Origin of the sequence: Ottowia sp. SB7-C50, assembly GCF_033110285.1 — a bacterium.
Lineage (GTDB): Bacteria > Pseudomonadota > Gammaproteobacteria > Burkholderiales > Burkholderiaceae_C > Ottowia.
Map to the genome: position 1 here is coordinate 3,511,118 of NZ_CP136995.1, position 23,343 is coordinate 3,534,460.

At 69.8% G+C, this 23,343-nt stretch carries 15 protein-coding genes and 1 pseudogene; 11 read left to right on the forward strand and 5 right to left on the reverse strand.

The features are described 5' to 3' along the window. The first annotated feature begins 106 nt into the window (after positions 1–106). Together R0D99_RS16775 and R0D99_RS16780 are read left to right on the forward strand one after the other, a co-directional pair. Positions 107–916 carry a metallophosphoesterase gene (locus R0D99_RS16775; RefSeq protein ID WP_317749303.1) on the forward strand — a complete coding sequence of 270 codons (810 nt, stop codon included), beginning with the start codon at positions 107–109 and terminating at the stop codon, positions 914–916. Between the two features lie 68 nt (positions 917–984). After that, positions 985–1,407, forward strand: coding sequence for a universal stress protein (locus R0D99_RS16780; RefSeq protein ID WP_317749304.1), 423 nt, complete (start codon positions 985–987; stop codon positions 1,405–1,407). 117 nt (positions 1,408–1,524) lie between these two features. Here R0D99_RS16780 and R0D99_RS16785 read toward each other — a convergent pair whose 3' ends face one another. Beyond that, a complete protein-coding gene (locus R0D99_RS16785; RefSeq protein ID WP_317749305.1) occupies positions 1,525–2,319 on the reverse strand; it encodes an alpha/beta fold hydrolase in 795 nt (264 codons plus the stop codon). Positions 2,320–2,672: 353 nt separating this feature from the next. Here R0D99_RS16785 and R0D99_RS16790 point away from each other — a divergent pair, with 353 nt between their 5' ends. From R0D99_RS16790 to R0D99_RS16805, 4 genes and pseudogenes are all read left to right on the forward strand, one after another. Then, on the forward strand, positions 2,673–3,179 hold the full coding sequence (locus R0D99_RS16790) for a flavin reductase family protein (protein ID WP_317749306.1): 507 nt from the start codon (positions 2,673–2,675) through the stop codon (positions 3,177–3,179). Between the two features lie 169 nt (positions 3,180–3,348). Next, a pseudogene (locus R0D99_RS16795) lies at positions 3,349–4,240 on the forward strand (DMT family transporter); the annotation flags it as partial. Positions 4,241–4,538: 298 nt separating this feature from the next. After that, complete coding sequence (locus R0D99_RS16800; RefSeq protein ID WP_317749307.1) at positions 4,539–5,549, forward strand: J domain-containing protein; 1,011 nt, start codon at positions 4,539–4,541, stop codon at positions 5,547–5,549. A 164-nt stretch (positions 5,550–5,713) separates the two neighbouring features. Beyond that, the gene (locus R0D99_RS16805) at positions 5,714–6,031 is read left to right on the forward strand and encodes a chaperone modulator CbpM (protein ID WP_317749308.1); all 318 of its coding nucleotides are present in this window, start codon (positions 5,714–5,716) and stop codon (positions 6,029–6,031) included. A gap of 319 nt (positions 6,032–6,350) precedes the next feature. Here R0D99_RS16805 and R0D99_RS16810 read toward each other — a convergent pair whose 3' ends face one another. Beyond that, positions 6,351–7,193 carry a glycine zipper 2TM domain-containing protein gene (locus R0D99_RS16810; protein WP_317749309.1) on the reverse strand — a complete coding sequence of 281 codons (843 nt, stop codon included), beginning with the start codon at positions 7,191–7,193 and terminating at the stop codon, positions 6,351–6,353. 432 nt (positions 7,194–7,625) lie between these two features. Between R0D99_RS16810 and R0D99_RS16815 the strand changes: the two genes are divergently transcribed. Further along, positions 7,626–8,024 (forward strand): response regulator, encoded by a 399-nt coding sequence (locus R0D99_RS16815; protein WP_317749310.1) that lies wholly within the window; start codon positions 7,626–7,628, stop codon positions 8,022–8,024. 101 nt (positions 8,025–8,125) lie between these two features. Here R0D99_RS16815 and R0D99_RS16820 read toward each other — a convergent pair whose 3' ends face one another. The 3 genes from R0D99_RS16820 to R0D99_RS16830 form a co-directional block, all read right to left on the reverse strand. After that, positions 8,126–10,708: an ATP-binding protein gene (locus R0D99_RS16820; RefSeq protein ID WP_317749312.1), complete on the reverse strand. Its 2,583-nt coding sequence runs from the start codon at positions 10,706–10,708 to the stop codon at positions 8,126–8,128. Then, a complete protein-coding gene (locus R0D99_RS16825) occupies positions 10,705–13,038 on the reverse strand; it encodes an acetoacetate--CoA ligase (RefSeq protein WP_317749313.1) in 2,334 nt (777 codons plus the stop codon). Before R0D99_RS16825 ends, R0D99_RS16820 begins: the two co-directional genes overlap by 4 nt. Before the next feature lie 140 nt (positions 13,039–13,178). Beyond that, entirely contained in the window at positions 13,179–19,547 is a 6,369-nt protein-coding gene (locus R0D99_RS16830; RefSeq protein ID WP_317749314.1) for an IPTL-CTERM sorting domain-containing protein, read from the reverse strand. 505 nt (positions 19,548–20,052) lie between these two features. Here R0D99_RS16830 and R0D99_RS16835 point away from each other — a divergent pair. From R0D99_RS16835 to R0D99_RS16850, 4 genes are all read left to right on the forward strand, one after another. After that, positions 20,053–21,030 carry a KpsF/GutQ family sugar-phosphate isomerase gene (locus R0D99_RS16835; protein WP_317749315.1) on the forward strand — a complete coding sequence of 326 codons (978 nt, stop codon included), beginning with the start codon at positions 20,053–20,055 and terminating at the stop codon, positions 21,028–21,030. Beyond that, positions 21,030–21,584, forward strand: coding sequence for a KdsC family phosphatase (locus R0D99_RS16840; RefSeq protein WP_317749316.1), 555 nt, complete (start codon positions 21,030–21,032; stop codon positions 21,582–21,584). The genes R0D99_RS16835 and R0D99_RS16840 overlap by 1 nt, the downstream gene beginning before the upstream one ends. Then, a complete protein-coding gene (lptC, locus tag R0D99_RS16845) occupies positions 21,581–22,195 on the forward strand; it encodes an LPS export ABC transporter periplasmic protein LptC (RefSeq protein WP_317749317.1) in 615 nt (204 codons plus the stop codon). Before R0D99_RS16840 ends, lptC begins: the two co-directional genes overlap by 4 nt. A 339-nt stretch (positions 22,196–22,534) precedes the next feature. Next, positions 22,535–23,323: an SDR family oxidoreductase gene (locus R0D99_RS16850; RefSeq protein WP_317749318.1), complete on the forward strand. Its 789-nt coding sequence runs from the start codon at positions 22,535–22,537 to the stop codon at positions 23,321–23,323. Positions 23,324–23,343: the final 20 nt, after the last annotated feature.

Here is a 23,343-nt window from a genome sequence, read left to right on the forward strand (position 1 = left end):
GGCATGGCAGGAATGCGACACTGGCGAGCCGCCGCGCATCGCCCACTCCTGCCGCAAAAGCGAGTTGGCACGCGCTCACTTATCGCTCACCCCTTTGCCCACCTGCATGAAGATCCAGCTTCTGTCCGACCTGCACCTGGAGCAGCACGCGGATTTCCAGCCCGTGCCGGCGCCCGACGCGGACCTGCTGGTGCTGGCGGGCGACATCGGCTCGTACCAGCGCGGCTCGGTGCTGCCGGTGCTGGGCGACGTCGACTTCGGCCTGGCGCGCTTTGCCGGCTGGCCGGTGCCGGTGGTCTACGTGCCCGGCAACCACGAATACGACGGCCTGGACGTGGACGACGCGCACCAGCGCCTGCGCGAGAGCTGCGAGCGCCTGGGCCTGCTCTGGCTGGAGCGTGAAACGCGCGTGATCGGCGGCGTGCGCTTCGTGGGCACCACCTTGTGGGCCGACTTCGACGCGCTGGCGCCCTGCGGGCCGACGGCCACGCTCAGCGAGCAGTGGCAGGCGCGCGAAAAGGCGTTTCGCGCCGCCAACCACTACCTGCGCATCGCCGGGGCCACGCGCGGCGGCCAGCCCTTTCTGGCCGCCGAGGTGCGCGAGCAGGCGCTGAGTTGCCAGGCTTGGCTGCGCACCGCGCTGGCCCAGCCTTTCGACGGCCGCACGGTGGTGGTCACGCATTTCGCGCCCAGCCTGCACAGCGCCGACCCGCGCTATGGGCTGGCGCCCGGCACCGCGGGCTTCTGCAACGCGCTGGACGACCTGCTGCCGCACGCCGACCTGTGGCTGCACGGCCACCTGCACTGCCCCATCGACTACACCAGCGGCCGCTGCCGCGTGGTGGCCAACCCGCTGGGCTACGCCCGCAAGGGCGAGCAGGCGGCGTTTCGGCCTGATTTCGTGGTCAGCGTGTGATGCGCGCAGCGGTGTCTCGACGATTTACACTGTCCTGATTTTCGCAACCGCTCTCAAGGACTCGCACCATGAAGATCCTGCTCGCCGTCGATGGCAGCCCGTACACCAAGAAGATGCTGGCGTATCTGACCACCAACCTCGACATGTTCGCCGGCGAGCACGAATTCACCGCGCTCACGGTGCAGCACGCGCTGCCGCCGCGCGCGCGCGCGGCCGTCGGCAGCGAGGTGGTCGACAACTATTACGCCGAAGAAGCCGCCAAGGTGCTGGACCCGGTGGTCAAGTTCCTGACGCGCCACAAGCTGAAGACCAAGACCATTTCCAAGGTCGGCCCCGCCGGCGAAACCATCGGCAAGCTCGCCGAGTCGGGCAAGTACGACATGGTCATCATGGGCTCGCGCGGCCACGGCGCGCTGGGCAGCCTGGTGATGGGCTCGGTCGCCACCAAGGTGCTGGCCAACTGCCAGGTGCCGGTGCTGCTGGTGCGCTGATCGACCGCGCGTGCGGCCTGCGGCTGGCACAGGCCGCCGCGCCGCGCTTTGCATGTTTTAGGCCGCTGGCGCTGGCTGGATCAGCGCGAACAGCTATCAAAAGTATAGAAACCCGGCTCAGTGCAGCCACGCCCTGGCGTGGCGCAGGAAGTCGAGCAGCAGCGTGTCGAACTCTTCCGGCCGCTCCAGGTGCGGCAGGTGGCCGCTGCTGGGCACGCTGACGCACTGCGCGCCGCTGATGGCCGACGCCATGCACTGCATCGACGCGGGCGGCGCGACGGGGTCCTGCTCGCCCGCCACCAGCAGCGTGGGCACATGGATGTGGCCCAGCGCGGGCCGGCGGTCGAAGTGCGCCATCGCCTGCAGCGCGCGGCGCCAGGTGGCGGCGTTCACCTCGGCCTGGCACAGCGTGGCCAGGTGCACGCCGGCCGGCAGCGCGTCGGTGCCGATCAGGCGCGGCAGCAGCATTTCGGCGATGTCGGGCATCGCGCGCCCTTCGTCCAGCCAGGCCAGCGCCTGCGCCACGTAGCGGCTGTAGCCGTCGTCCGGCTGCACCTTGGCCGCGGTGGCCACCAGCACCAGCTGGCGCACCAGATCGGGGCGGCGCAGCGCCAGTTCCTGCGCCACCATGCCGCCCATGCCGTGGCCGACCACCGCCACCGCCGTGCCGCCGGTGACCGGCGCCAGCGAATCCAGCAGCGCCACCACGCTGGCGGCCAGGCCCTTGAATTCGTACGGCTCGATGGGCGGGCTGGCGCCGTAGCCCGGCATGTTCCACGCCACGGCGCGAAAGCCCAGGCTGGCCAGCGTCTCCACCTGCGGCGCAAAGCTGCGGAAGTTGCCGCCCGAGCCATGCAGCATCAGCACCACCGGCCCGTGGCCAAGCATGGTGTAGGTGGGGGTAAACGGCATGGGGGGGATGTTACCCGCCTGAGGCACGCTCCGTACCCAACCATTAGAAGGGTATTCCGCCCCTTGCCGTGCACATCCGCTGCCTTGCGGCACGGCCAGCACCGCCGCACGGTACCCCGGCGACAACGCGACCAGAGCCGGCTGGCTATCATGGCCAGGAGTCTGCGCGGCAGAAGGCGTCGAAGCGAAACGTGCGAAAAACGAGGACAGCGTGGTGGTGCCGACCAGCCCATGGCCGAGCTATGGGCGCCGGAGGCAGCACCGCGATGAACCGTTTTCTCGCGCGTTGCAGCCGACGCATCTTCTGCCGCGCAGACTCCCAGCCGCCCTCGCCATCAGCCAGCCACCGCCCCATGATCCGCCTCGACGCCCCCGCCTCCCCGATTTCGGCGCCGGCATTCCGCGCCGCGCTGGGCATGTTCGCCACGGGCGTGACGGTGGTCACGGCGCGCGCGCCCGATGGCACGCCGGTAGGCCTCACGGTCAATTCGTTCAATTCGGTGTCGATGGCGCCGCCGCTGGTGCTGTGGAGCCTGTCGGCGCGCTCGGCGTCGATGCCGGTGTTTCGCGGCGGCACGCACTACGCGGTCAATGTGCTCAGCGCCGACCAGCAGGAGCTGGCGCTGCGCTTTGCCGCCGTCATGGTCGACCGCTGGCACGGCGTGGCCTGGGCGCCGGGCGTGACGGGCGCACCGCTGATCGAAGGCGCGCTGGCGCACTTCGAATGCCTTACCAAGAGCGCCTACGACGAAGGCGACCACACCATCTTCGTCGGCCAGGTGGTGCATTGCAGCCACCAGCCGGGCGCGGCGCCGCTGCTGTTTCACGGCGGGCGGTTTTACAGCGAACACCCGTTGTGAAAAGGCTCCCCCCTGTGCCGCTGACGCGGCTTCCCCCCAGAGGGGGGACAACGCCAGTGGCCGGCGCAGGTCCGGCCACGGCGTTCGCGCGCATGGCCTGCTCCGCGGCCGCTCGTGCGGCTTGCGCCGCCCTTGAGGGAGCAACGCGCCTTCGTGGAACGTGGCGCCCGTGACCAACGCGCGCAAGGACCATCTGGACGCGCGCGCGGCGGCGATTCTGCTGGCGTGCTGCCTGTTCTGGGGCGTGCAGCAGGTGCTGGTGAAGGCCACGCTGCCGGAATTGCCGCCGGTGTTCCAGGTGGCGCTGCGCTTCATCGGCGCGACGCTGCTGCTGTGGGGCTGGTGCGCGGCGCGCGGGGTGCCGCTGCTGGCGCGCGACGGCACGCTGTGGCCGGGGCTGATGGCGGGGGGTGCTGTTTGCGGCCGAATTCGCCGCCATGTACCTGGGGTTGCAGCACACCACGGCGTCGCGGCTGACGGTGTTTCTCTACACCTCGCCGTTCTGGGTGGCGCTGGTGCTGCCGCTGCTGGTGCCGGCCGAGCGGCTGCACCGCATCCAGTGGGTGGGGCTGGCCTGCGCTTTTGCGGCGGTCGCGTTCGCGCTGCGCGAAGGGTTTTCGGCCAGCGGCGCCGGGCTGACCTGGCGCGGCGACCTGCTGGGCCTGGCGGCCGGCGTGCTGTGGGGCCTGACCACCGTGACCATCCGCGCCACGGGCCTGGTGCGCGCGTCGCCCGAAAAAATGCTGTTCTACCAGGTGGCCGTGAGCGCCGTGACGCTGCCGCTGCTGTCGCTGACGCTGGGCGAAACCTGGGTGTGGCGCTGGAGCGCGTTTGCCGCCACGTCGATGGCGGTGCAGACGGTGATCGGCGCCTTTGTCAGCTACCTGGTGTGGATGTGGCTGCTGGCGCACTACCCGGCCACGCGCATCTCGGCGTTTTCGTTCCTGACGCCCATCTTCGCGCTGATCGCCGGCGCGCTGTGGCTGGGCGAGGCGGTGACGCCCACGCTGCTGCTGTCGCTGGCGCTGGTGGCGGCAGGCATCGTGATGGTGAACAAACGGCACCCCCCTGAGGCGCTGACGCGCCTTCCCCCTCTCCTGCGGGAGGGGGACAACGCCAGTGGCCGGGCCAAGCCCGCTCCACGGCGTTCCGCGCGTTTCGGTGCACATCCGGCGCTGAAGGGGTTTTCACGGCTTTTTTGGCTGCTGGCGCTGGCCTGTGAAGCGTGGATAGCTATCAAAATTGAATCATCCAAAAACGCTTCGCGCCGCCGTTGCAAATGGGACAATGAACCGCATCTGAAGCGGCATTGGCCGCGCGTTGTTTTTCACGGCCGCCCACCCACACGACAAGAAAAGCATGCAGTTCAAGGACTACTACCAGATCCTCGGCGTCGACAAGGGCGCCACGCAGGACGACATCAAGAAGGCCTACCGCAAGCTGGCGCGCAAGTACCACCCCGACGTCAGCAAGGAAAAGGACGCCGCCGAGCGCATGGCCGAGGTGAACGAGGCCAACACCGTGCTCAGCGACCCCGAAAAGCGCGCCGCCTACGACACCGTGGGCGCGCAGGCCTGGGCCGCCGGCGCGCGCTCGGGCGACGACGTGCGCCCGCCGCCCGGCTGGAACACGGGCTACGAGTTCCGCGACGGCGGCGGCGATGGGGCCGAAGCCTTCCGCCAGCACTTCGGCGGCGACTCGGGCGACTACAGCGAATTCTTCGAGCAGATGTTCGGCCGCGCCGGTGCCGCTGGTGGCGCACGGGGCCGCGCCCGCACCGGCGGCGCCCGCGCGCAGGCGCAGATGCGCGGCGAAGACCAGCACGCCCGCATCGAGCTGGAACTGATCGACGCCTACCGCGGCGCCGAGCGCAGCCTGACCCTGCGCGGCGCGCGCGTGGACGACAGCGGCCACGTGGTGCCGGAAGAGCGCACGCTGCAGGTCAAGATCCCCCAGGGCGTGAAGGAAGGCCAGATGATCCGCCTGGCCGGCCAGGGCAGCCCCGGCTTCAACGGCGGCGCGGCGGGCGACCTGTTCCTCGAAGTGCAGTTCCGCCCCGACGCGCGCTGGCGCATCGACGGCCGCGACGTCACGCAGAAGCTGCGCGTGACGCCCTGGGAAGCCGCGCTGGGCGGCGGCGTGCAGGTCACCACGCCCGACGGCAAGACGGTCGAAGTCACCGTGCCCGCGGGCTCCGGCAGCGGGCGCAAGCTGCGGCTGAAAGGGCGCGGCATTCCGTCGTCCGCCACACCGGGCGACCTGTACCTGGAACTGGACATCGCCGTGCCCAGCGCCGTCACGCCCGAACAGAAAGCCGCCTGGGAAGCGCTGGCCAAGGCTTACCCCGGCTTCGATCCGAGAATGACATGAACACCCCCCTGTGCCGCCTTCGGCGTCTTCCCCCTCTCCTGCGGGAGGGGGACGGCGCCAGTGACCGGGGGAACCCCGGCCACGGCGCCCACGTGGGGTCTGCGCTGCGACCAATCAACTCGTGCGGCGCATTGTGGACCGACTGATCTTTGGAGAGCACCGACATGAGCCCCGTGCACGTCACCGTCCCCGCCGAACTGGTCGAGCTGCTGGACGACGCCGCGCTCAGCCTGCAGCAACTGGCCAGCGCCTGCGCCGTGCCGCCCGACTGGGTGCACACCCGCGTCGAAGCCGGCGTGCTGCAGCCGCTGCAGGGCGGCAGCGTCACCGAATGGCGCTTTGCCAGCAGCACGCTGGTGCGCGCGCGCCGCATCGCGCAGCTGGAACACACCTACGACGCCGACCCGCAACTGGCCGCGCTGGCCGCCGACCTGATGGAAGAAGTGGCGCAGCTGCGGCGCCAGCTGGCCGCGCTGGGGTAATTCCAGGTCCACGTCAACGCGCCAATCATTTCGTCATTCCCGCGCAGGCGGGAATCCAGACGGCAGCGTCACGTGGTGGCCTGGATCCACGCCTGCGCGGGGATGACAGTGATTGTCTTGTTGAATTGAAAATGCAATAAGGCGCTGGACTTGGCGGAAGCTGGCTCCTTCCCCCCAGCGCGGGAGATCGCTCAAGACGCCCGATGCTGTTCCGGCCCAGCGGCAGCAGTCCATCCATGCATGAAAAAGGGCGCCCGCGGGCGCCCTTTCAGCGTGGACAGCTATCGAAACCGAAGCGACGCAAAGTGCGCGTCGCGCCTCAGAACCCGGTGCCGATGCCCACGCCCCAGCCGCCGCGCCCCCGGCCGCCAACGACGCCGCCGATGGACAGGTTGACGCCGACCGGCGACGCGTACACCGGCGCCGGCCGCACATAGACCGGCGCGGCCGGGTACACCGCCGCCGGGTAACCGGCCTGGTACACCGGCTGCGGGTAAGGCTGCGGGTACGGATAGGCCTGCGGATACGCCTGCGGGTAGGGCTGCGGATAGCCCTGCGCCGGATACGCGCCATACACCGGCGCCGTCACCACGCCCGACGCTTCGCCGCTGGCCGGGTAGGCCGGCAGCGGGTAGCCGGCCAGCGGCGGCGGGTTGACCGGGTAGCTCTGCGCGCCGCCGTAGGCGCCCTGCGGCGCGTAGCCGCCATCGGGCGCCGGCACCTGCAGCCACTGGCCGGGCGGCTGCGCCATGCGCGTGCGGTACTGGCGGCCGCCCACATCGTAGGCCACGTCGTAGCCGACCACACGGTTTTCATAGCGCGTGGCGCAGCCGCTGCCGTAATAGCCGTTGCTGGCGTCGGCCGCGTTGCCCAGCATGGCGCCGCCCACGGTGCCCAGGATGGCGCCCGCGATGTGGCCTGCGCCGCCGCCCATCTGGCTGCCGATCAGGCCGCCCACCAGCGCGCCCACGGCCGTGCCGGGGCCCGACGGCCGCACGCCGCGGCCGTAGCCGCCGCAGTCCGACACGGGCACCTGCTCCATCACGGGGGTGGACGACACCACCCGCGCATTGACCATGGCCTGGGCGTGGGCCGCCGCAGCGGCCGCCATGCCCAGCGCCAGCAGCGCGGTGGAACGAGCGATAGCGGAGAGAGGTTTCATGGTGGCAAGTCCCTTCAAGGCCCGCCATGGGCCTCGCACAGTCCCTTCAACGCCCCCCGGCACGCGCGTGCCGACCGGCTTTACACGGGATTAACGCAGCGCGCGGCCGGCGCGGGCTGGCGAGCCTGGAAAACTATGATTTTAATAGCGCGCTTCGCTTGCCCATCAAGCGCTTGAGGCATTTTTTGCCCTGCCCTGAAAAACACCGGCGATTCGCCGCGCCACGCCGTCCGCATCAGGCCCGGCGCCCGGCGGCGCCCCCACGATTGACGCCGCGCCGCCACACCGACGGGCCGACTCTGCCTGGCAGCATAGTAAGGCAATGGTACGCACCGCATAATCGGCATCCCCCCGCAGCCCCGCAGTTGCTGGCCGCGCCGCCGTCACCACACGCCCGACCGCCCTGCGGCGGGATGGAAGGAAACCGTCCCCATGGCCCAAGACACCGTCTCTCCCGGGGCCGCCGCCCCGCCGGCGGACGAGGTGCGCGTGGTGGTGGTCGACGACCACCTGGACGCGGCCGACATGATGGCCGCCGCGCTGGAGCTGGAGGGCTACCAGGCCCAGGTCGCCACCAGCGGCGAACAGGCGCTGGCGCTGATCGAGACCTTCCGCCCGCACGTGGTGCTGCTGGACGTCAACATGCCCGGCATGGACGGCCGCGAGCTGACGCGCCGCCTGCGCGCGCAATACGAAGACGAGATGGTGCTGATCGCCGTCAGCGGCAGCGACCCGCACGACGAGCGCGTCAGCGAAACCTTTGACGCCGTCGACCACTACTTCCGCAAGCCGATCGACCTGGCGGCGCTGCGGCGGCTGCTGCGGCCCTGAGCGCGCTGGCGCCGTCGCCGAATCGCGGCTGACGAACCGATTTCGACTTCAAATGCCGTCATTCCCGCGCACAGCCCTGACGGTTTGACAAGACGCTCGGGTCACTCCCCCGCCGGCTGGACAGCGCCCATCAGCACCGCCTGCAGCTGCTCCACGGTGGCCGGCTTGACGAGGTAGTGCGCGAAGCCCGCCTCCTTGGCGTAGGCGCGGTCGTTGTCCTGCCCGTAGCCCGACAGCGCCACCAGCAGGCAGCTGTCGCCCAGCCGCGCGCGCAGCAGGCGCGCCAGTTCCTTGCCGTCCATGCCGGGCAGGCCGACGTCGAGCACGGCCACCTGCGGCGGCGAGCGCTCGGCCAGGTCCAGCGCTTCTTCGGGCGTGTAGGCCACGCGCACCTGGTGACCCTGCAGCGACAGCGCGTGCGCCATCAGCTCGACGGCGTCGCGGTTGTCGTCGACCAGCAGCACGCGCAGGCTCTGGCGCGCGGCCTGGCGCGGCTCGGCCGCGGGCAACGCGGTGACGGGCTGGTCGCGCAGCGGCAGGCGCACCACGAAGCGGCTGCCCTTGCCCTTGCCCTCACTGAAGGCCGCCACCTGCCCGCCGTGCAGCTGCACCAGGCTTTTGACCAGTGCCAGGCCCAGGCCCAGGCCGCCATGGGCGCGGTCGGACGCCTGGCGCGTGACCTGGTAGAACTCGTCGAAGATGCCTTCCAGCTGTTCGGGCGGGATGCCGATGCCGTTGTCGGCCACTTCGATCACCACGTCGTCGCGGCCGCGGGCGGCGTCGGTGTCGCGCCGCACCGACGCCACCACGCGCCCGCCGTGCGGCGTGTAGCGCGCGGCGTTGGTCAGCAGGTTGCTCACCACCTGCACCAGGCGGTCGGCGTCGCCCCACCACACGATGGGCCGCTCGGGCGGCACCACTTCGAGCTGGTGGCCGCGCTGCTCCATCAGCGGCATCACCATTTCGGCCGCCCGCTGCACCAGCACCACCGGGCGCGTCAGGCTGGGCTCCAGCCGGATGCGGCCGCGCGCGATGCGGGCCACGTCCATCAGGTCGTCGACCAGCCGCGTCAGGTGCCGCACCTGGCGCTCGATGACGGCGCGTTCGCGCTCAAAGGCGCCGCCGGTGCGCTGCATGATGTGCAGCGCGCTGACGATGGGCGCCAGCGGGTTGCGCAGCTCGTGCCCCAGCATGGCCATGAATTCGTCCTTGCCGCGCGCGGCCTGCTGCGCGCGCTCCAGCAGCAGCTGGCGCTCGGCGGCGTTGCGCTCCAGCGTGGTGCGCGCCAGCACCTGCTCGGTCACGTCCTGCGCCAGCGCCGTCAGGCCGGTGATGCGCTGGCTCACGTCGCGCATCGGCTCCAGGTTGAACTGGAAGTAGCGCTCTTCCAGCCTGCCGCGGCCAAAGTCGAGCGGGATCATGGTTTCGGGGCTGACGTAGCGCTCGCCGGTCAGGTAGACGTTTTTCGCGATGGTGGGCCAGGGCGTGTCCGCCAGTTCGGGAAACGCGCCGACGTAGGTGTTGCCCAGCAGGCGCTCTTCGCTGCGGCCGGTGATGCGGCAGTAGTGCGGGTTGACCAGGGTAAAGGTCTGGTCCGGCCCGGACAGCACGGCAATGGCCATGGGCGCGTTGCGCAGCAGGTTGTCGCGCTCGTCGAAGTCGCGCTGCCGCGCCTGGGCCGTTTCGCCGCGCTGGATGGCGAACGACAGCTCGTCGGTCAGCGACTGCAGAAAGCGCTGGTAGCCGTCGCCCAGCGGCACGCGCGGGTTCAGGCCGAAGGCGATGCACTGCAGCTCGGCCTCGCCCGCGTGGCGCAGCGGCAGCAGCAGCACGTCGGTCACCGGCTCGTCGTAGTCGGGCGAGCGCCACGACAGCAGCCCCGGCAGCAGCACCGGTTCGCCGCGCGCCAGCATGTCGAAGCGGTCGGCGCGGCCCTGCAGCGCGCGCGCCTGTTCGGCCGGCGGCCAGGGGTCGTCGCCGGCCGGGAAGTGGCCCATGCAAAGCGGCGCGTCTTCGGGGCGCGCCCAGCGCAGGTAGGTCACGCAGGGCGCGTCGATGCGCGTGGACACCAGCGCCTGCAGCGTGCTGGCGAACAGGTCTTCCGTCATGGCGTCCTGCCGCGCCAGCGCGTCGCTGACGCCGTGCAGCGCCGTCTGCCGGCGCGCGGCGACCATGCGCGCGGTGGTTTCGGTGGCCGCCACCAGCACGCCGCCGATGCGGCCCTGCTCGTCGGACACGGGCGTGAAGCTGTAGGTCCAGAACACGTCCACCACGCGGCCGTGGCGCAGGCCGGGGATCAGCTGGTCCTCGTCCCAGGTGGCGCCCTGGCCGTCCATCACGGCGCGCAGCTTGGGGCCGATCACCGGCCAGATGTCGGACCAGGCCTGCTCGCCCGGCTGGCCCATCGACCCCGGAAACTGCCGCGCGTCCAGGCTGGGAATGAAGGCCGCGTTGTAGAAGTGGATGAGCTGCGGGCCCCAGTACAGCAGCATGGGGTTGCGCGACTTCAGCAGCGTGCCCAGCAGGATGCGCAGCGGCGCGGGCCAGCCGGCGATGGGGCCGAGCGGCGTGGCCGCCCAGTCGATGGCGCGCACCTGGCGCGAGGCGGCGTCGTCGCCCGCCAGAAACGGAAATTGGCGCGCAATATCGTCCTGGCGCTCGACCTTGGTGGCTTGGTTGCTCATGAATCAATAGCGTTGGCGTGCTGGCGGGCAAACTGCACGTACCAGTCCAGGCAGCCGGGGTTGGCCATGGCTTCGCGGTTGACGACCTTGTCGAGCGGCTGGCCGAGCAGCAGCTTCTTGATCGGCAACTCCTGCTTCTTGCCCGACAGCGTGCGCGGAATCTCGGCCACCTGCACGATGGCGTCGGGCACGAAGCGCGGGCTCAGGGACTGGCGGATGGCGTCGCTGATGCGCCGCTTCAGCGCGTCGTCCAGCGCCACGCCGGGGCGCAGCACCACAAACAGCGGCATGTAGCTGTCGCGCCCCAGGTATTCAAGGTCGACCACCATCGAGTCGAGCACTTCGGGGATGCCTTCGACCGCGCTGTAGATCTCGCTGGTGCCCATGCGCAGGCCGTGGCGGTTGATGGTGGCGTCGGACCGGCCGAAGATGACGCACCACTCGCCTTCACCGTTTTCGTCGCCCACGCGCAGCCAGTCGCCGTGGCGCCAGACGCTGCCGGCGCTCTTGTCCAGATCACCGCCGCCCGGCTTGCGGCCGTGGCCGGGCGGGTACATCTCGAAGTAGCTGGCCAGCAGCCGCGCGTCGCCCGGGTCGTTCCAGAAGTGCAGCGGCATCGACGGAATCGGCTGCGTGCAGACCAGCTCGCCCACCTGGCCGATGACGGGCTCGCCGGCGTCGTTCCACGCTTCCACCGCCGCGCCGAGCATGCGGCACTGCATCACGCCCGGCTGCTGCGGCAGCTCGCGGTTGCCGCCGATGAAGGCGCCGCAGAAGTCGGTGCCGCCGGAGATGTTGCACCACCAGATGTCGCCGGGTTGCTCCACGGCAGCATCGCCTCCTTCGTCGTGCCCGCGCGGGCGGGAATCCACGTGCTTGTCCGACGCCGGCTGGATGCCCGCCTGCGCGGGCATGACGGTGGGTTGGATGTCCCCGGGAGGCTCTACGCGGGCGGCCTTCTCCTCGTCATTCCCGCGCAGGCGGGAATCCCGGGGTTTGCCCAACGCCGAGGGGATGCCCGCCTGCGCGGGCATGACGGCGGGCTGGGCGGAGCCCGACTTGTGCGCCCGCGCGATGCGCCGAAACTGCGCTGTCCCCCACTGCTGCACGTCCGCCGCCAGTGGCGAGCCGGTGGTGCCCAGCACGCGCACGCGCGACAGGTCGCCGCACGTGGTCAGGTCCACACCCGCCTTCATGCAGTTGGCATAGAACGCCGCGCCGGCGCCGAAGAACGTCACCCGGTGCCGCGCGGCAAAGCGCCACAGCACCGTCCAGTCGGGCGCGTCCTTGCTGCCGCCGGGGCTGCCGTCGAAGATGACGCAGGTGGTGCCCGACAGCAGGCCGGCGATCTGCGCGTTCCACATCACCCAGCCGGTGGAGCTGTACCAGTGAAAGCGCTCGCCAAAGGTCTCGGGCGCGTAGCTGCAGCCGACGTCGTTGTGCAGCGCGGCCAGCATCAGCATTACCAGAATCATGCCGCCGTGCGCGTGCACGATGGGCTTGGGCAGGCCCGTGGTGCCGCTGGAATACACCACCCACAGCGGGTGGTCGAACGGCAGCCAGAGCGGCTCGAACGCGGCGGTTTCCGCATCGTTTCGGGCTGTGGCGCTGGCGTAGTCTGCGCTGTCGGCTATGGTTTTCGTAGTATTCAGGTTGCGGTAGACGATCAGGTGCCGCACGCTGGGCAGCGCGGCGCGCAGTTCCTGCACCACGTCCGTGCGATCCATGTCACGGCCGGCCCAGCTCACGCCGTCGCAGGCGATCAGCACCTTGGGCTCGATCTGCTTGAAGCGATCCAGCACCGCATTCGTGCCCATGTCGGGCGCGCACACGCTCCAGATGGCGCCGATGCTGGCGGTGGCCAGAAACGCCACCATCGTCTCCGGCACGTTCGGCATGTACGCGGCCACGCGGTCGTCCGGCTGCACGCCCTGCGCGCGCAGGTGCAGCGCCAGCGCGGCCACCTGGCGCTTGAGCTCGGGCCAGCTCAGCTCGCGCACCTGGCCTTTTTCGTTCTCGCTGATGATGGCCGGCAGCCCGGCCGCGTGCGCCGCATCCACATGCCAGAACACCTGGTGCGCGTAGTTGGCCTGCGCGCCGGGAAACCAGTGCGCGCCCGGCATCACGTTGCGCTCCAGCACCGCCGTGTGCGGTGTGGGCGAGCGCAGATCGAAGTAATCCCAGATGCTCTGCCAGAAAGCTTCGAGATCGGTGGTGGACCAGCGCCAAAGGTCGCGATAACTGTCAAACGACAGTCCGCGCGTGTCGCGCAGCCAGTTCTGGTAGTGGCGTATACGTGGAAGGGGCGGAGTCGATGCGGCAATGCTCATGCCGCATTATTGAAGCGCCGCGCAGGCCGCGCCATTCGGGTTGCGCCCGGGCGGCGCATCCGGCCACCGCGGTGCGGCTCGGCCATGAAAAAACCCCGCCCTTTCAGGCGGGGTTCTTCACGGCATCGGCCGGGCCGGGCTTATCGCTGCGCCACGCGCCGCGCCTGACGCCAGCCCATCAGGCCGATCATCATGGCCATGGCCATCAGCATCCACTCCGACATTGTCGGCACGGGCGTCAGGCCGCTGGGCTGCGCGGGCGCGGTCACCGGGGTGCTCACGCACAGCGGGTCACCGGCGGTGCAGCTGGCAGCCGGCGTGCAGCTGCTGCCCGTGCAGCTGGGCGGCGTGGGCGGTGCATCGCAGCTTGCACCGGCGCAGGCCGCCGGCACCGTGATGGCGTTGACCATCTGGGTGAAGCCGCTGGGCAAGGTCTTGGCCAGGGTGAAGGTGATGCGCACGCTGGCACTGCCGCCGGCCGGCACGCTGGCGATGGTCACCGGGCACAGGGTGCCGGCGGCCGCACCGGCGGTGCAGGTGGTGGTGCCGCCTTCGATGCTGGTGAAGGTGGCGTTGGCAGGCACCACTTCGTTCAGCACGTAGTTGGCCACGGCCGTGCCGCCGCTGTTGGTGGCCGTCAGCACGTAGGTCACCGCCTGGCCTGCCACCAAGGGGGTCTTGGTGCCGGCATCCAGCGTCTTGACGGTGCTCACGGCGCCCGAGACCGGGATCGGCAGCGTGACGGTGGCGCAGTGGTTGGGTGCGGGGGTCGCATCCAGCGTGGTGCAGGCGGTGCCCGCTGCCGGGGTGGTGCCGCCGTTGAACGGGTCACCGCCGCCGCCCACGGCCGAGGGCGTGGTCACGCTGGGCACGGCCGCCGCCAGCACGTTCACCGGGAAGGTGAATACGGCGTTGGCGCCGTTGGCCAGGTCGGGTGTGGCCGTGCAGGCGATGTCCTGCCCGTTGGCGGTGCAGCTCCAGCCGTTCAGCGTGGTGGTGCCGCTCCAGCCGGGGGTCAGGCCCGCCGGCAGGGTGGCGTTGACGGTCACCAGGCCGGTGGTGGTGGCCGGTCCGACGTTGGTCACCGTGATGGTGTAGGCGGCGCCGCTCATGCCGATGCTCCACGGGCCGTTGGCGGTTTCGGTGATCTGCAGCTGCGGCGCGCTCACGGGGGTGACCACGGTGCTGGTGCAGTTGGCAGCGGTCGGGCAGACCGGATCGCCCCCACCCTGGACGGTGGCGGTGTTGCTGACGCTGGGCGCCGAGGCGGCGGTGGGCGTGACGGGGATCACGAAGCTGATCTTGGCGTCCTTGGCCAGCACGGCGCTGGACGTGCAGGTGACCTGGTGGCCCGCGGCGGTGCAGCCGGCCGGCAGGGTGCCGAGGGTCAGCGAGCCCGGGATGACGTCGATGACGGTGATGGTGCCGAAGCTGTCGGCGCTGCCGGTGTTGGTGACTTCCAGCGTGTAGCTGGCCGGCACGCCCACCGCCCAGCCGGTGCTGGCGGTCTTCTTGATCGTCATCTGCGGGGCGCTCACCGGGGCGGTGACGCTGCCGGTGCAGCGCGCAGCGACCGGGGCCGTGGTACAGCCGGGGTCACCGCCGCCGCTGACGCTGGCGGTGTTGGTGACGGACTGGCCCAGCAGGCTGGCGGTGGCGGTGACCGGGATCACGAAGCTGGTGGTGCCGCTGGTGGCTGCGAGGCCACTGGCGATGGTGCAGCTCACGGTCTGGCCGCTGGCCGTGCAGCCGGCCGGCAGGGTGCCGAGGGTCAGGCCGGCCGGGATGGCGTCGCTGACGGTGGCCACCGCCGTGGTGGCGGCCGTGCCCTGGTTGGTCACCGTGATGGTGTAGCTGCCGGCCTGGCCGACCACCAGCGTGCTGGGGCTGACGGTCTTGGTCAGGCTCAGCTGCGGGGCGGTGACGGTGCCGGTGGCGGTGTCCTTGCAGTTGGCACCGGCCGGGCAGGTCGGGTCACCGGCGCCGCTGGCGGTGGCGGTGTTGCTGACCGAGGTATTGGCCACGCTGGCATCCGGGGTGACCGGAATGGTGTAGCTGACGAAGCTGCCGTTGGCCAGGCCCGCCGGGATGGCGCAGGTCAGCGTCTGGCCGGCGGCCGTGCAGCCGGCCGGCAGGGTGCCGATGGCGAGGCCCGTCGGAATGGTGTCGGTGAGGGTGCCCGCCAGCGTGGGCGCCTGGCCGTTGTTGGTGACGGTGATCAGGTAGTTGGTGGACTGGCCGACGACCAGGTTGCCCTGCAGCGTCTTCTTGACGGTGAGGCCGGGGGCGTTGACGGCCGTGGTGACGGAGCCCTGGCATCGAACCAGCGTCGTGCCGCTGGCCGGGCAGGTGCTGTCACCGCCGCCGCTGACGCGGGCGGTGTTGACGCTGGGCGAGGCAGCGTTGATGCCGATGCTCACGGGCACGGTGATGACCGGGGCGATGGCGCCGGGGATCAGCGCGGTGCTGTTGGTACAGCTGACCACGGTGGCGGTGCTGGCGCTGCAGTCCCAGCCGGTGCCCCAGTTGGTGGCCGGCAGCGTGGCGGTGATGCCCGTGGGCAGCGTGTCGCTGACGGTGTACACGCCCGTGGTGGCCGAGGTAGCGCTGCTGGCGTTGCTGACCGTGATGGCGTAGCTGCCGGTGGCGCCCACGGCAAAGGTGCCGGGGTTAGCGCTCTTGGCGATGTTCAGCAACGGGGTGCCGGCGTTGGTGTTGGTCACCGTGGCGGTCTTGGCGCAGGGCGCGGTGGTGCAGGCCACGCCGTTGGGCGGGGTGGCGGTGACGGTGTTGACGATGTCAGCGGTGGCGCTGACGCTGGCCTTGCCCACCACCGAGATGCCCACGGCGGTGCCGGCCGGCAGGTTGACGTTGGCCAGGTTGATGGCGTTGGTGGTGCCGCTGGCGTCGGTGCCGGTGGCAGTGCTGTCGCAGTCGGCGCCGGTGCCAGACGCGGCGCAGCTCCAGCTGCTGACCGTGACCGTGGAAGGCACGGTGTCGGTGATGCTCACGCCCACCAGGTCGGACAGGCCGGTGTTGCTGACCGTGATGGTGTACTTCAGCGGCTCGCCGGGCAGGTAGGTGCCGTTGGGCGTAGCGACTTTAGTGACGACCAGGTCGGCCTTCAGGGCCGGGGTGTCGCTGTCGCTGGCGGTGACGGCGCTGCCGCTCGACGGCGTGGCGGTTGCCGTGTTGACCAGCGGGTTGGTGGTCATCGACGAGGCAAACTTGACCGGCACGCTGAAGGTCAGCGTGTTGCCCGCGCCGACCGGAATGCTGGCGCCGGTGGTGCCAGCGCTGGTGCCGCCCGTGCTGCCGGTGACCGTGCCGCAGGTGGCGGTGCCGGCGGCCGTGCAGGTGACAGCGCCGCTCAGGGTCAGGCCCGTGGGCAGGTTGTCCACAACGCTGACGCCGCTGGCATCGCTGTTACCGCCGTTGCCCACCACGATGGTGTACACCGCCGCGCCGCCCGGGGTGTAGGTGGTGCTGCCGTCGGTCTTGCTGAGGGTCAGCGTGGCCGGGGCGCCACTGATCGGGTCATTCACGGTGGCCGTGTTGTTGTTGATGTTGGAGTCCGTCACGCCGCTGGGCGCCGTGATGGTGGCGGTGTTGATCAGATTGCCCGTGGCAGTGGCCGGCAACTGCACGGTCACGTTGTAAGTCAGCGTGGCGCCAACCGGCAGCGTGGCCAGCGCGTCGATGGCGCCGCTGCCGCTGGCGGCCGGGCAGGTGGTGGCGGCCGAGGCGGTGCAGGTCCAGCTCATGCTGGTGGCGCCGGCCGGCAGTGCGTCCTTGATGGGTGCGCCCGCCATCGGGTCACCCGTGTTGTTGCCGAACACCACGGCATACGTCACCGGCGAGCCGGCCGTTACCGCGCCCGAGGTGCGCGTCTTGGTGACATACGGGTCGGCCGTGCCGGTGGAGGTCATGCTGGCGCTGACCAGTAGCGGACTCTTCAGGCCCTCGTTGCTGGTCAGGGCACCGGCCGGAATGTTGTTGATGAGGTTGCCGGCGAAGGTGGTCTTCACGTCGACGCCCAGCAGACACTTCATGCCCGCGGGCACGGTGGCACCCGCCAGTGCCAGCGTGCTGGTGCCGGCCGCAGCGGTGATGCCGCCGCCGCTGGCGATCACGCAGCCCGAGCTGCCCGTGTCGTTGGTGAACGCGGCATTGGGCGTGGGCGCAATGACCATGCCGGCCGGCAGGTTGTCGGTGAGCGACACACCGGTCAATTTAATGGCGTCGGCGTTGTTGTTCAGGATCGGAATCGTCAGGCGGGAAGTGCCATTGAGGGCCACCGTCACCGGCAGGAACTGCTTGGACAGGTCGATGCGAGAGCCGAGGGCCGTGATGCTGACCGAACTGCCTGAGGCGTACTGAACGCTGGACACCGTGCCCGCGGGCGCACCGGCGGCGCCGGCCACGGTGGCCGTGGCGTCCCCGTTTGCCATTTGGATGATGTCCGTGCCGCTGCTGCCCGCGGCCGTCGTGACCTGCACGGTGACGGTGCAACTGTTGCCCGTGGTGGCGGTGGCGGCCGCCATCGTGCCACCCGTCAGGGACAGCGTGGTGCCACTGATGCTGGCGGTGCCGTCCTGGCAGGTGGTGCTGGCGCTGCCCGGCACCAGGGTCATGGGGTAGGGCGACTGCGGCATCGCCTTGGCGAAACTGATGCCGCTCATGGCTGCCACGCCAGCCGCCTGCGTGAACGTGAAAGTGAGGGTCGCCGTCTGCACACCCGCCACGATTGACGTCGTCGAACTGGACACGGCGGTTCGCAGGGCGTCCGTGCCCCACAGGACGGCGGTGGCGGGCGCCTGGTTGCTGCCCGCGCTGGTGTCCAGATTGCCCGCCGGGATGGTATTGGTCATGTTGCCATAGCTGCTGCCGTTGGGCTTCAGATAAATCGGCACGGTGATGGTGCAGCTGCCGTTGGCGGGGATGTAACCACCCGCTGCGCTGATCACGGTCTGGCCTGGCGGTGCGGTGACGGCGGTGCCGCCAGGGCAGGTGGTGCTGGGCACTGGGCTGTAACCCACCACGACACCGGCCGAGGCACCCATGGTCGCCAGGTCGTCCTTGAAACTGTTGATGGTGGCGTTGGTGCCGTTGACGTTGCGGAGCGTGATGGTCAACGTGGTGCTGGCGGTTTGAGGAATCTTCGCATCGGCAAACGCCTTGGCCACAGTGACGGTGGTCGGCGGCGTGACCGAGACCGTCAACGCGTTGATGCTGGGTGTGACCACGCCAACGGCGGCGTCGACAAAGTTGATGCCGCTGTAGTTGGACGAATTATTGGTCGCGCTGAATGTCGGGCCGGTGCTGTTGGCACCGGTCACGTTCACCGTGAAGCTGCAGTTGGGCCTGGTGTTCCCGCTGGCACCCGCCAGCGGTCCACCACCGGTGAGGGTGACGCTCTGCCCCGAGACCACGATGTTTCCGCCGCAACCATTGCTGGCCACGCTGCCAGGCGTCAGGCCGGCGGGCAGCGTGTCGGTGAACGTCACCGGATTGAGCACGGTTGCGTTGTAGTTGGTGATCGTCCACGTCAAGCTGCTGCCCTCACCCGACGCCAAGGTGTTGTTGGCTGCTGCGGTGCTCTTGGAAATTTGCGTGCCGCGAGCGAATCCCGTGTTGTTGGCGATGGCTGCGGTGTTGGTCACGCCTTCGTTGCTGGTGACCGCACCGGCAGCGATGGAGTTGCCGACGTTGCCGCCAGCGTCGAAACCGGAATAGATGGGCTTGATCGTATAGTTGAAGGTGACGGTACAACTGCCATTGGCGGGAATGGTGCCGCCGGACAAGCTGACCACCGATTGGCCGGCGGTGGCGGTGACGGACCCGCTGCCGCAGGTGGTGGCCCCGTTGGCGGGGGTTGCTACGGCAAGGATGGAGGAATCGGGAAAGGTGTCAGTGAACGCCACGCCCGTCAGCGGAATGTTGTTGGGGTTGTTGAGCGTGATCGTCATCGGGTAGACGCCATTGGCGTAGGCGCCCGACGTGCCAAAGCTCTTGCTGCCCGTGATGGCCGAATACGAGTTCACCGTCAGCGTGGCCGTGGTGGCCTGCGGGCTGCTGTAGTTGGTGCCCCCCTGGGTGGCGGTCAGCGCGCCAATCGGCAGGTTGTTGACGTAGGAGCTGGCGGCCGATGCCACCACGCTGACGCTGATGCTGCACGAGCCCGGCGTGGCGCCGCTGGCGGCTGGAATGCTGCCGCCCGTGAGCGACACCGTGCCTGCCGTGGCGGTGGCCGCACCGCCGCAACCGTTGTTGAGGTTGCTGGGACTGGCAACCACCAGGCCGCTGGGCAAGTTGTCGGTGATGGCCGCGCCGGTGGCGGCCGAGCTGCCGGTGTTGCTGAGCGTGATGGTAAGCGTGGCCGGCGTGTTGGGCGCCGTAAAGCTGGGCGTGAAGCTCTTGATCACGCCGACGTCGGCGTGCGCCACGCCCATAAAGAGCGCCGCAGCGCCCGCCAGGCCCCATCGGCCCCATTGGATCCAAGGTTTCATACAACGCTCCCCACGGTTCATACCCAAATTGGCATATTGAAAGTCGGGCCGACTATGTGAAAGATGGGTCGGTTTGCGGTTTAGCACCAAGTACTTACATTGTCGACAGAGATTCCGGTTTAATATTAAACACAAGTATTAATACTTGTGGTATATTTTGTATTTTGGAGCATTAAAGTACTCATTTCACTCGGATACAAAAATTCTGGTCTACTGAAGATCGTTACTTTTAATTACAAAAAATAGCGGCGATCTTCGGTGCTTTTGTGACTTTTTTGGCCTGCGACCAGCCCGCGAGAGGGCTTGGGGCCAGCAAGCTGGCCCGCAGTGCGGTCACCGCTTGCCGGGGTAGCGAAAAAAATGGGCCAAAAAGCGAGCTATCTCTGGCTGTTCCTTCCGGTCGTGCGCCCGATGAGCCGGCTGCCCGCGAGCGTGCACTTGGTCGCGTGCGGCGCGGCCCCGCAGCTGGCCCCGGCAGCCCACCCCGCGCCGATAAAATGCCCGCATGACCTTCGATTCCGCCCAGGTGCTGCGCCTGGCCCATGACACGCTGGACATCGAAGCCGCGGCCGTGCTGGGCCTCAAGGGCCGGCTGGGTGACGACTTCGTGCACGCGGTGTCGCTGCTGCTGGCGGTGGATGGCCGTGTGGTGGTGATGGGCATGGGCAAGAGCGGCCACGTGGGCCGCAAGCTGGCGGCCACGCTGGCGTCGACCGGCACGCCCGCCTTCTTTGTGCACCCGGCCGAGGCCAGTCATGGCGATCTGGGCATGATCCAGCGCGGCGATGCGGTGCTGGCCATTTCCAACAGCGGCGAAGTGGACGAGCTGACGGTGCTGCTGCCGCTGGTCAAGCGGCTGGGCGTGCCGCTGGTGGCAATGACGGGCCACACCGGCTCCACGCTGGCGCGCCATGCCGACGTGGTGCTGGACAGCGGCGTGGCCAAGGAGGCCTGCCCGCTCAACCTGGCGCCCACGGCCAGCACCACCGCGCAGCTGGCGCTGGGCGATGCGCTGGCGGTGGCGCTGCTGGATGCGCGCGGCTTTCGCACCGAGGATTTCGCGCGTTCGCACCCCGGCGGCGCGCTGGGGCGGCGACTGCTCACGCGGGTGCTGGACATCATGCGCCGTGGCGACGACGTGCCGCGCGTGACGCCGGCAGCGTCCTTCAGCGAGCTGATGCGCGAGATGACGCGCAAGGGCCTGGGCGCGTCGGCGGTGGCCGATGCGGAGGGCGGCGTGCTGGGCATCTTCACCGACGGCGACCTGCGCCGGCTGGTGGAAACCGGGCGCGACCTGCGCGCCCTGACAGCCGGCGACGTGATGCGCGGGCAGCCGCGCACCATTCGCGACGACGCGCTGGCGGCCGAGGCCGCCAAGCTGATGGAACAACACCGCATCACCGTGCTGCTGGCCGTGGACGCCGACGGGCGGCTGGCCGGCGCGCTGAACAGCAACGACCTGATGCGGGCCAAGGTGATCTGATGCACCCTGCCCTGACCTGGCCGCCCGAATTGCTGCTGCGCGCCCAGGGCGTGCGCGTGGCGTTTTTTGACGTGGACGGCGTGCTGACCGACGGCGGCCTGTATTTCTCGGCCGAGGGCGAGACGCTGAAGCGCTTTCACACGCTGGACGGGCATGGCCTGAAGCTGCTGCGGCAGGCGGGCATCGAGCCGTGCGTGATCTCGGGCCGCGATTCGGCCCCGCTGCGCCTGCGGCTGCAGGCGCTGGGCGTGACACGCCTGCGCCTGGGCACCGAAGACAAATTACCCGCCGCCGAGGCGATGCTGGCCGAACTGGGCCTGGACTGGGCGCAGGCCGCCGCCATGGGCGACGACTGGCCCGACCTGCCGCTGCTGCAGCGCGCCGCGCTGGCCTGCGCGCCGCCCGCCGCCCACGCCGAAGCGCGCGCGCTGGCAACCTACATCACCACCGCGCCGGCGGGCGCGGGCGCGGCGCGCGAATTCTGCGACCTGCTGCTGGTGGCCGGCGGCCATTACCGCCGCCTGCTGGGCGCTGCGCTGGGGGCGCCGGCGTGAACCGCGCGCGCCTGTGGCGCCGGGGCATGGACCATGCGTCGGCCTGGCTGCCCGCACTGATGATGGTGCTGTTTGCGCTGGCCACCTGGTGGCTGGTACGCAGCGCGCCGCAGTACGACACCGCGCCCGCATCAGCGGCGGCGTCGCGCGACCCGGACTATTTCATGCGGCAGTTCTCGGTGCGCACCTTCGATCCGTCCGGGCGGCTGAAGTCCGAGGTGATCGGCGCCGAGGGGCACCATTACCCTGCCACCGACCTGCTGCAGGTACAAAAACCGCGCATCCGCTCGTTTGACGAGCAGGGCCGGCCCACGGTGGCCACCGCCGATCGCGCGGTGGCCAAGGGCGACGGGTCGGAGGTGGAGCTGTTCGGCAACGCGCGCGTGGTGCGCGACGAGGCGCCCCGGCCCGACGGCGCGCCGACGCCGCGGCTGGAATTCATCGGCGACTACCTGCACACCTTTGTGGACGACAAGCGCGTGCAGTCCGACAAGCCAGTGGAACTGCGGCGCGGGCGCGACGTGTTCACCGGCGATGCGTTCAGCTACGACGAGCGCAGCGGTGTGGGCGAGCTGACAGGGCGCGTGCGCGGGACGCTGCCGCCGAGGTGAGGCGGCGCGGCGGGCGGCTGTGGGCAGGCTGCGTGATGAGCGGGCCAATGAGGGTCGAGCCGAAGGCCCGTCATTCCCCGCGAAACTGCAGGCGCGAACCTGGTCCACATACGGCCGCAGACAACGCTGTCATTCCCGCGCAGGCGGGAATCCATGGGCATTCAAACGTCGCCGCAGATTCCATGAGCCGTCTGGATTCCCGCCTGCGCGGGAATGACGGAAGGCGTTTTCGAACTCCCGCGGGTAAGGTGGCGCCTATGCACTTTTCCAGCGATGACGGCTTTGCAAGTTATTTGACTTTCAAGCCATGAAGCACGCCACCATGACCGCTCTCCCCCTATGACCTCTCCCCTGGCCTTCATTACGGGCGCCTCCAGCGGCATCGGCCAGGCCCTGGCGCAGCATTACTTCTTGCAGGGCTGGGATCTGGCCCTGCCGGCGCGCCGACCGGCCGAACTGGCCGCGTGGTGCCGCGCACAGGGCTGGCCCGAGGCGCGCTGGCGCGTATACGGCGCGGACGTGGCCCACGTGGACAGCATCGTCACCGCAGGTCAGGCGTGCCTGGCGGCGCAGGGCGTGCCCGACGTGGTGATCGCCAACGCGGGCATCAGCGTGGGCATGGATTCGGCGGTGCTGGAAGACATCGACGTGATGGCCCGCACGCTGGCGGTGAACAACACCGGCATGGCGGCCACGTTTCACCCTTTCATCGGGCCGATGCGCGAGCGCGGGCGTGGCGCGCTGGTGGGCGTGGCCAGCGTGGCGGCCATTCGCGGGCTGCCGGGTCACGGCGCCTACTGCGCCAGCAAGGCGGGCGTGGTGGCGTATTGCGAAAGCCTGCGCGGCGAGCTGCGCGGCAGCGGCGTGCGCGTGGTGACCATCGCGCCGGGCTATATCGACACGCCGCTGACGCGCGCCAACCGCTATGCGATGCCGTTCTTGATGCCGGCCGACCGCTTTGCCGCGCAGGCGGCGCGCGCCATCGCCCGTGGCGTCAGTTACCGGGTGATTCCGTGGCAGATGGGGGTGGTGGCCAAGCTGCTGCGCGTGCTGCCCAACCCGCTGTTCGACGCGCTGCTGGCGGGCAAGCCGCGCAAGGCACGGGCGGGACACACCGGCCCCCAATGACAAAGGCCCCACGCGGGGGC

What these genes read in the sequence shown, in the direction of transcription:
- R0D99_RS16775 (WP_317749303.1), top strand. Translation starts at nt 107, where the DNA reads ATGAAGATCCAGCTTCTGTCCGACCTGCACCTGGAGCAGCACGCGGAT.
- R0D99_RS16780 (WP_317749304.1), top strand. Translation starts at nt 985, where the DNA reads ATGAAGATCCTGCTCGCCGTCGATGGCAGCCCGTACACCAAGAAGATG.
- R0D99_RS16785 (WP_317749305.1), bottom strand. Translation starts at nt 2,319, where the DNA reads ATGCCGTTTACCCCCACCTACACCATGCTTGGCCACGGGCCGGTGGTG.
- R0D99_RS16790 (WP_317749306.1), top strand. Translation starts at nt 2,673, where the DNA reads ATGATCCGCCTCGACGCCCCCGCCTCCCCGATTTCGGCGCCGGCATTC.
- R0D99_RS16800 (WP_317749307.1), top strand. Translation starts at nt 4,539, where the DNA reads ATGCAGTTCAAGGACTACTACCAGATCCTCGGCGTCGACAAGGGCGCC.
- R0D99_RS16805 (WP_317749308.1), top strand. Translation starts at nt 5,714, where the DNA reads ATGAGCCCCGTGCACGTCACCGTCCCCGCCGAACTGGTCGAGCTGCTG.
- R0D99_RS16810 (WP_317749309.1), bottom strand. Translation starts at nt 7,193, where the DNA reads ATGAAACCTCTCTCCGCTATCGCTCGTTCCACCGCGCTGCTGGCGCTG.
- R0D99_RS16815 (WP_317749310.1), top strand. Translation starts at nt 7,626, where the DNA reads ATGGCCCAAGACACCGTCTCTCCCGGGGCCGCCGCCCCGCCGGCGGAC.
- R0D99_RS16820 (WP_317749312.1), bottom strand. Translation starts at nt 10,708, where the DNA reads ATGAGCAACCAAGCCACCAAGGTCGAGCGCCAGGACGATATTGCGCGC.
- R0D99_RS16825 (WP_317749313.1), bottom strand. Translation starts at nt 13,038, where the DNA reads ATGAGCATTGCCGCATCGACTCCGCCCCTTCCACGTATACGCCACTAC.
- R0D99_RS16830 (WP_317749314.1), bottom strand. Translation starts at nt 19,547, where the DNA reads ATGAAACCTTGGATCCAATGGGGCCGATGGGGCCTGGCGGGCGCTGCG.
- R0D99_RS16835 (WP_317749315.1), top strand. Translation starts at nt 20,053, where the DNA reads ATGACCTTCGATTCCGCCCAGGTGCTGCGCCTGGCCCATGACACGCTG.
- R0D99_RS16840 (WP_317749316.1), top strand. Translation starts at nt 21,030, where the DNA reads ATGCACCCTGCCCTGACCTGGCCGCCCGAATTGCTGCTGCGCGCCCAG.
- R0D99_RS16850 (WP_317749318.1), top strand. Translation starts at nt 22,535, where the DNA reads ATGACCTCTCCCCTGGCCTTCATTACGGGCGCCTCCAGCGGCATCGGC.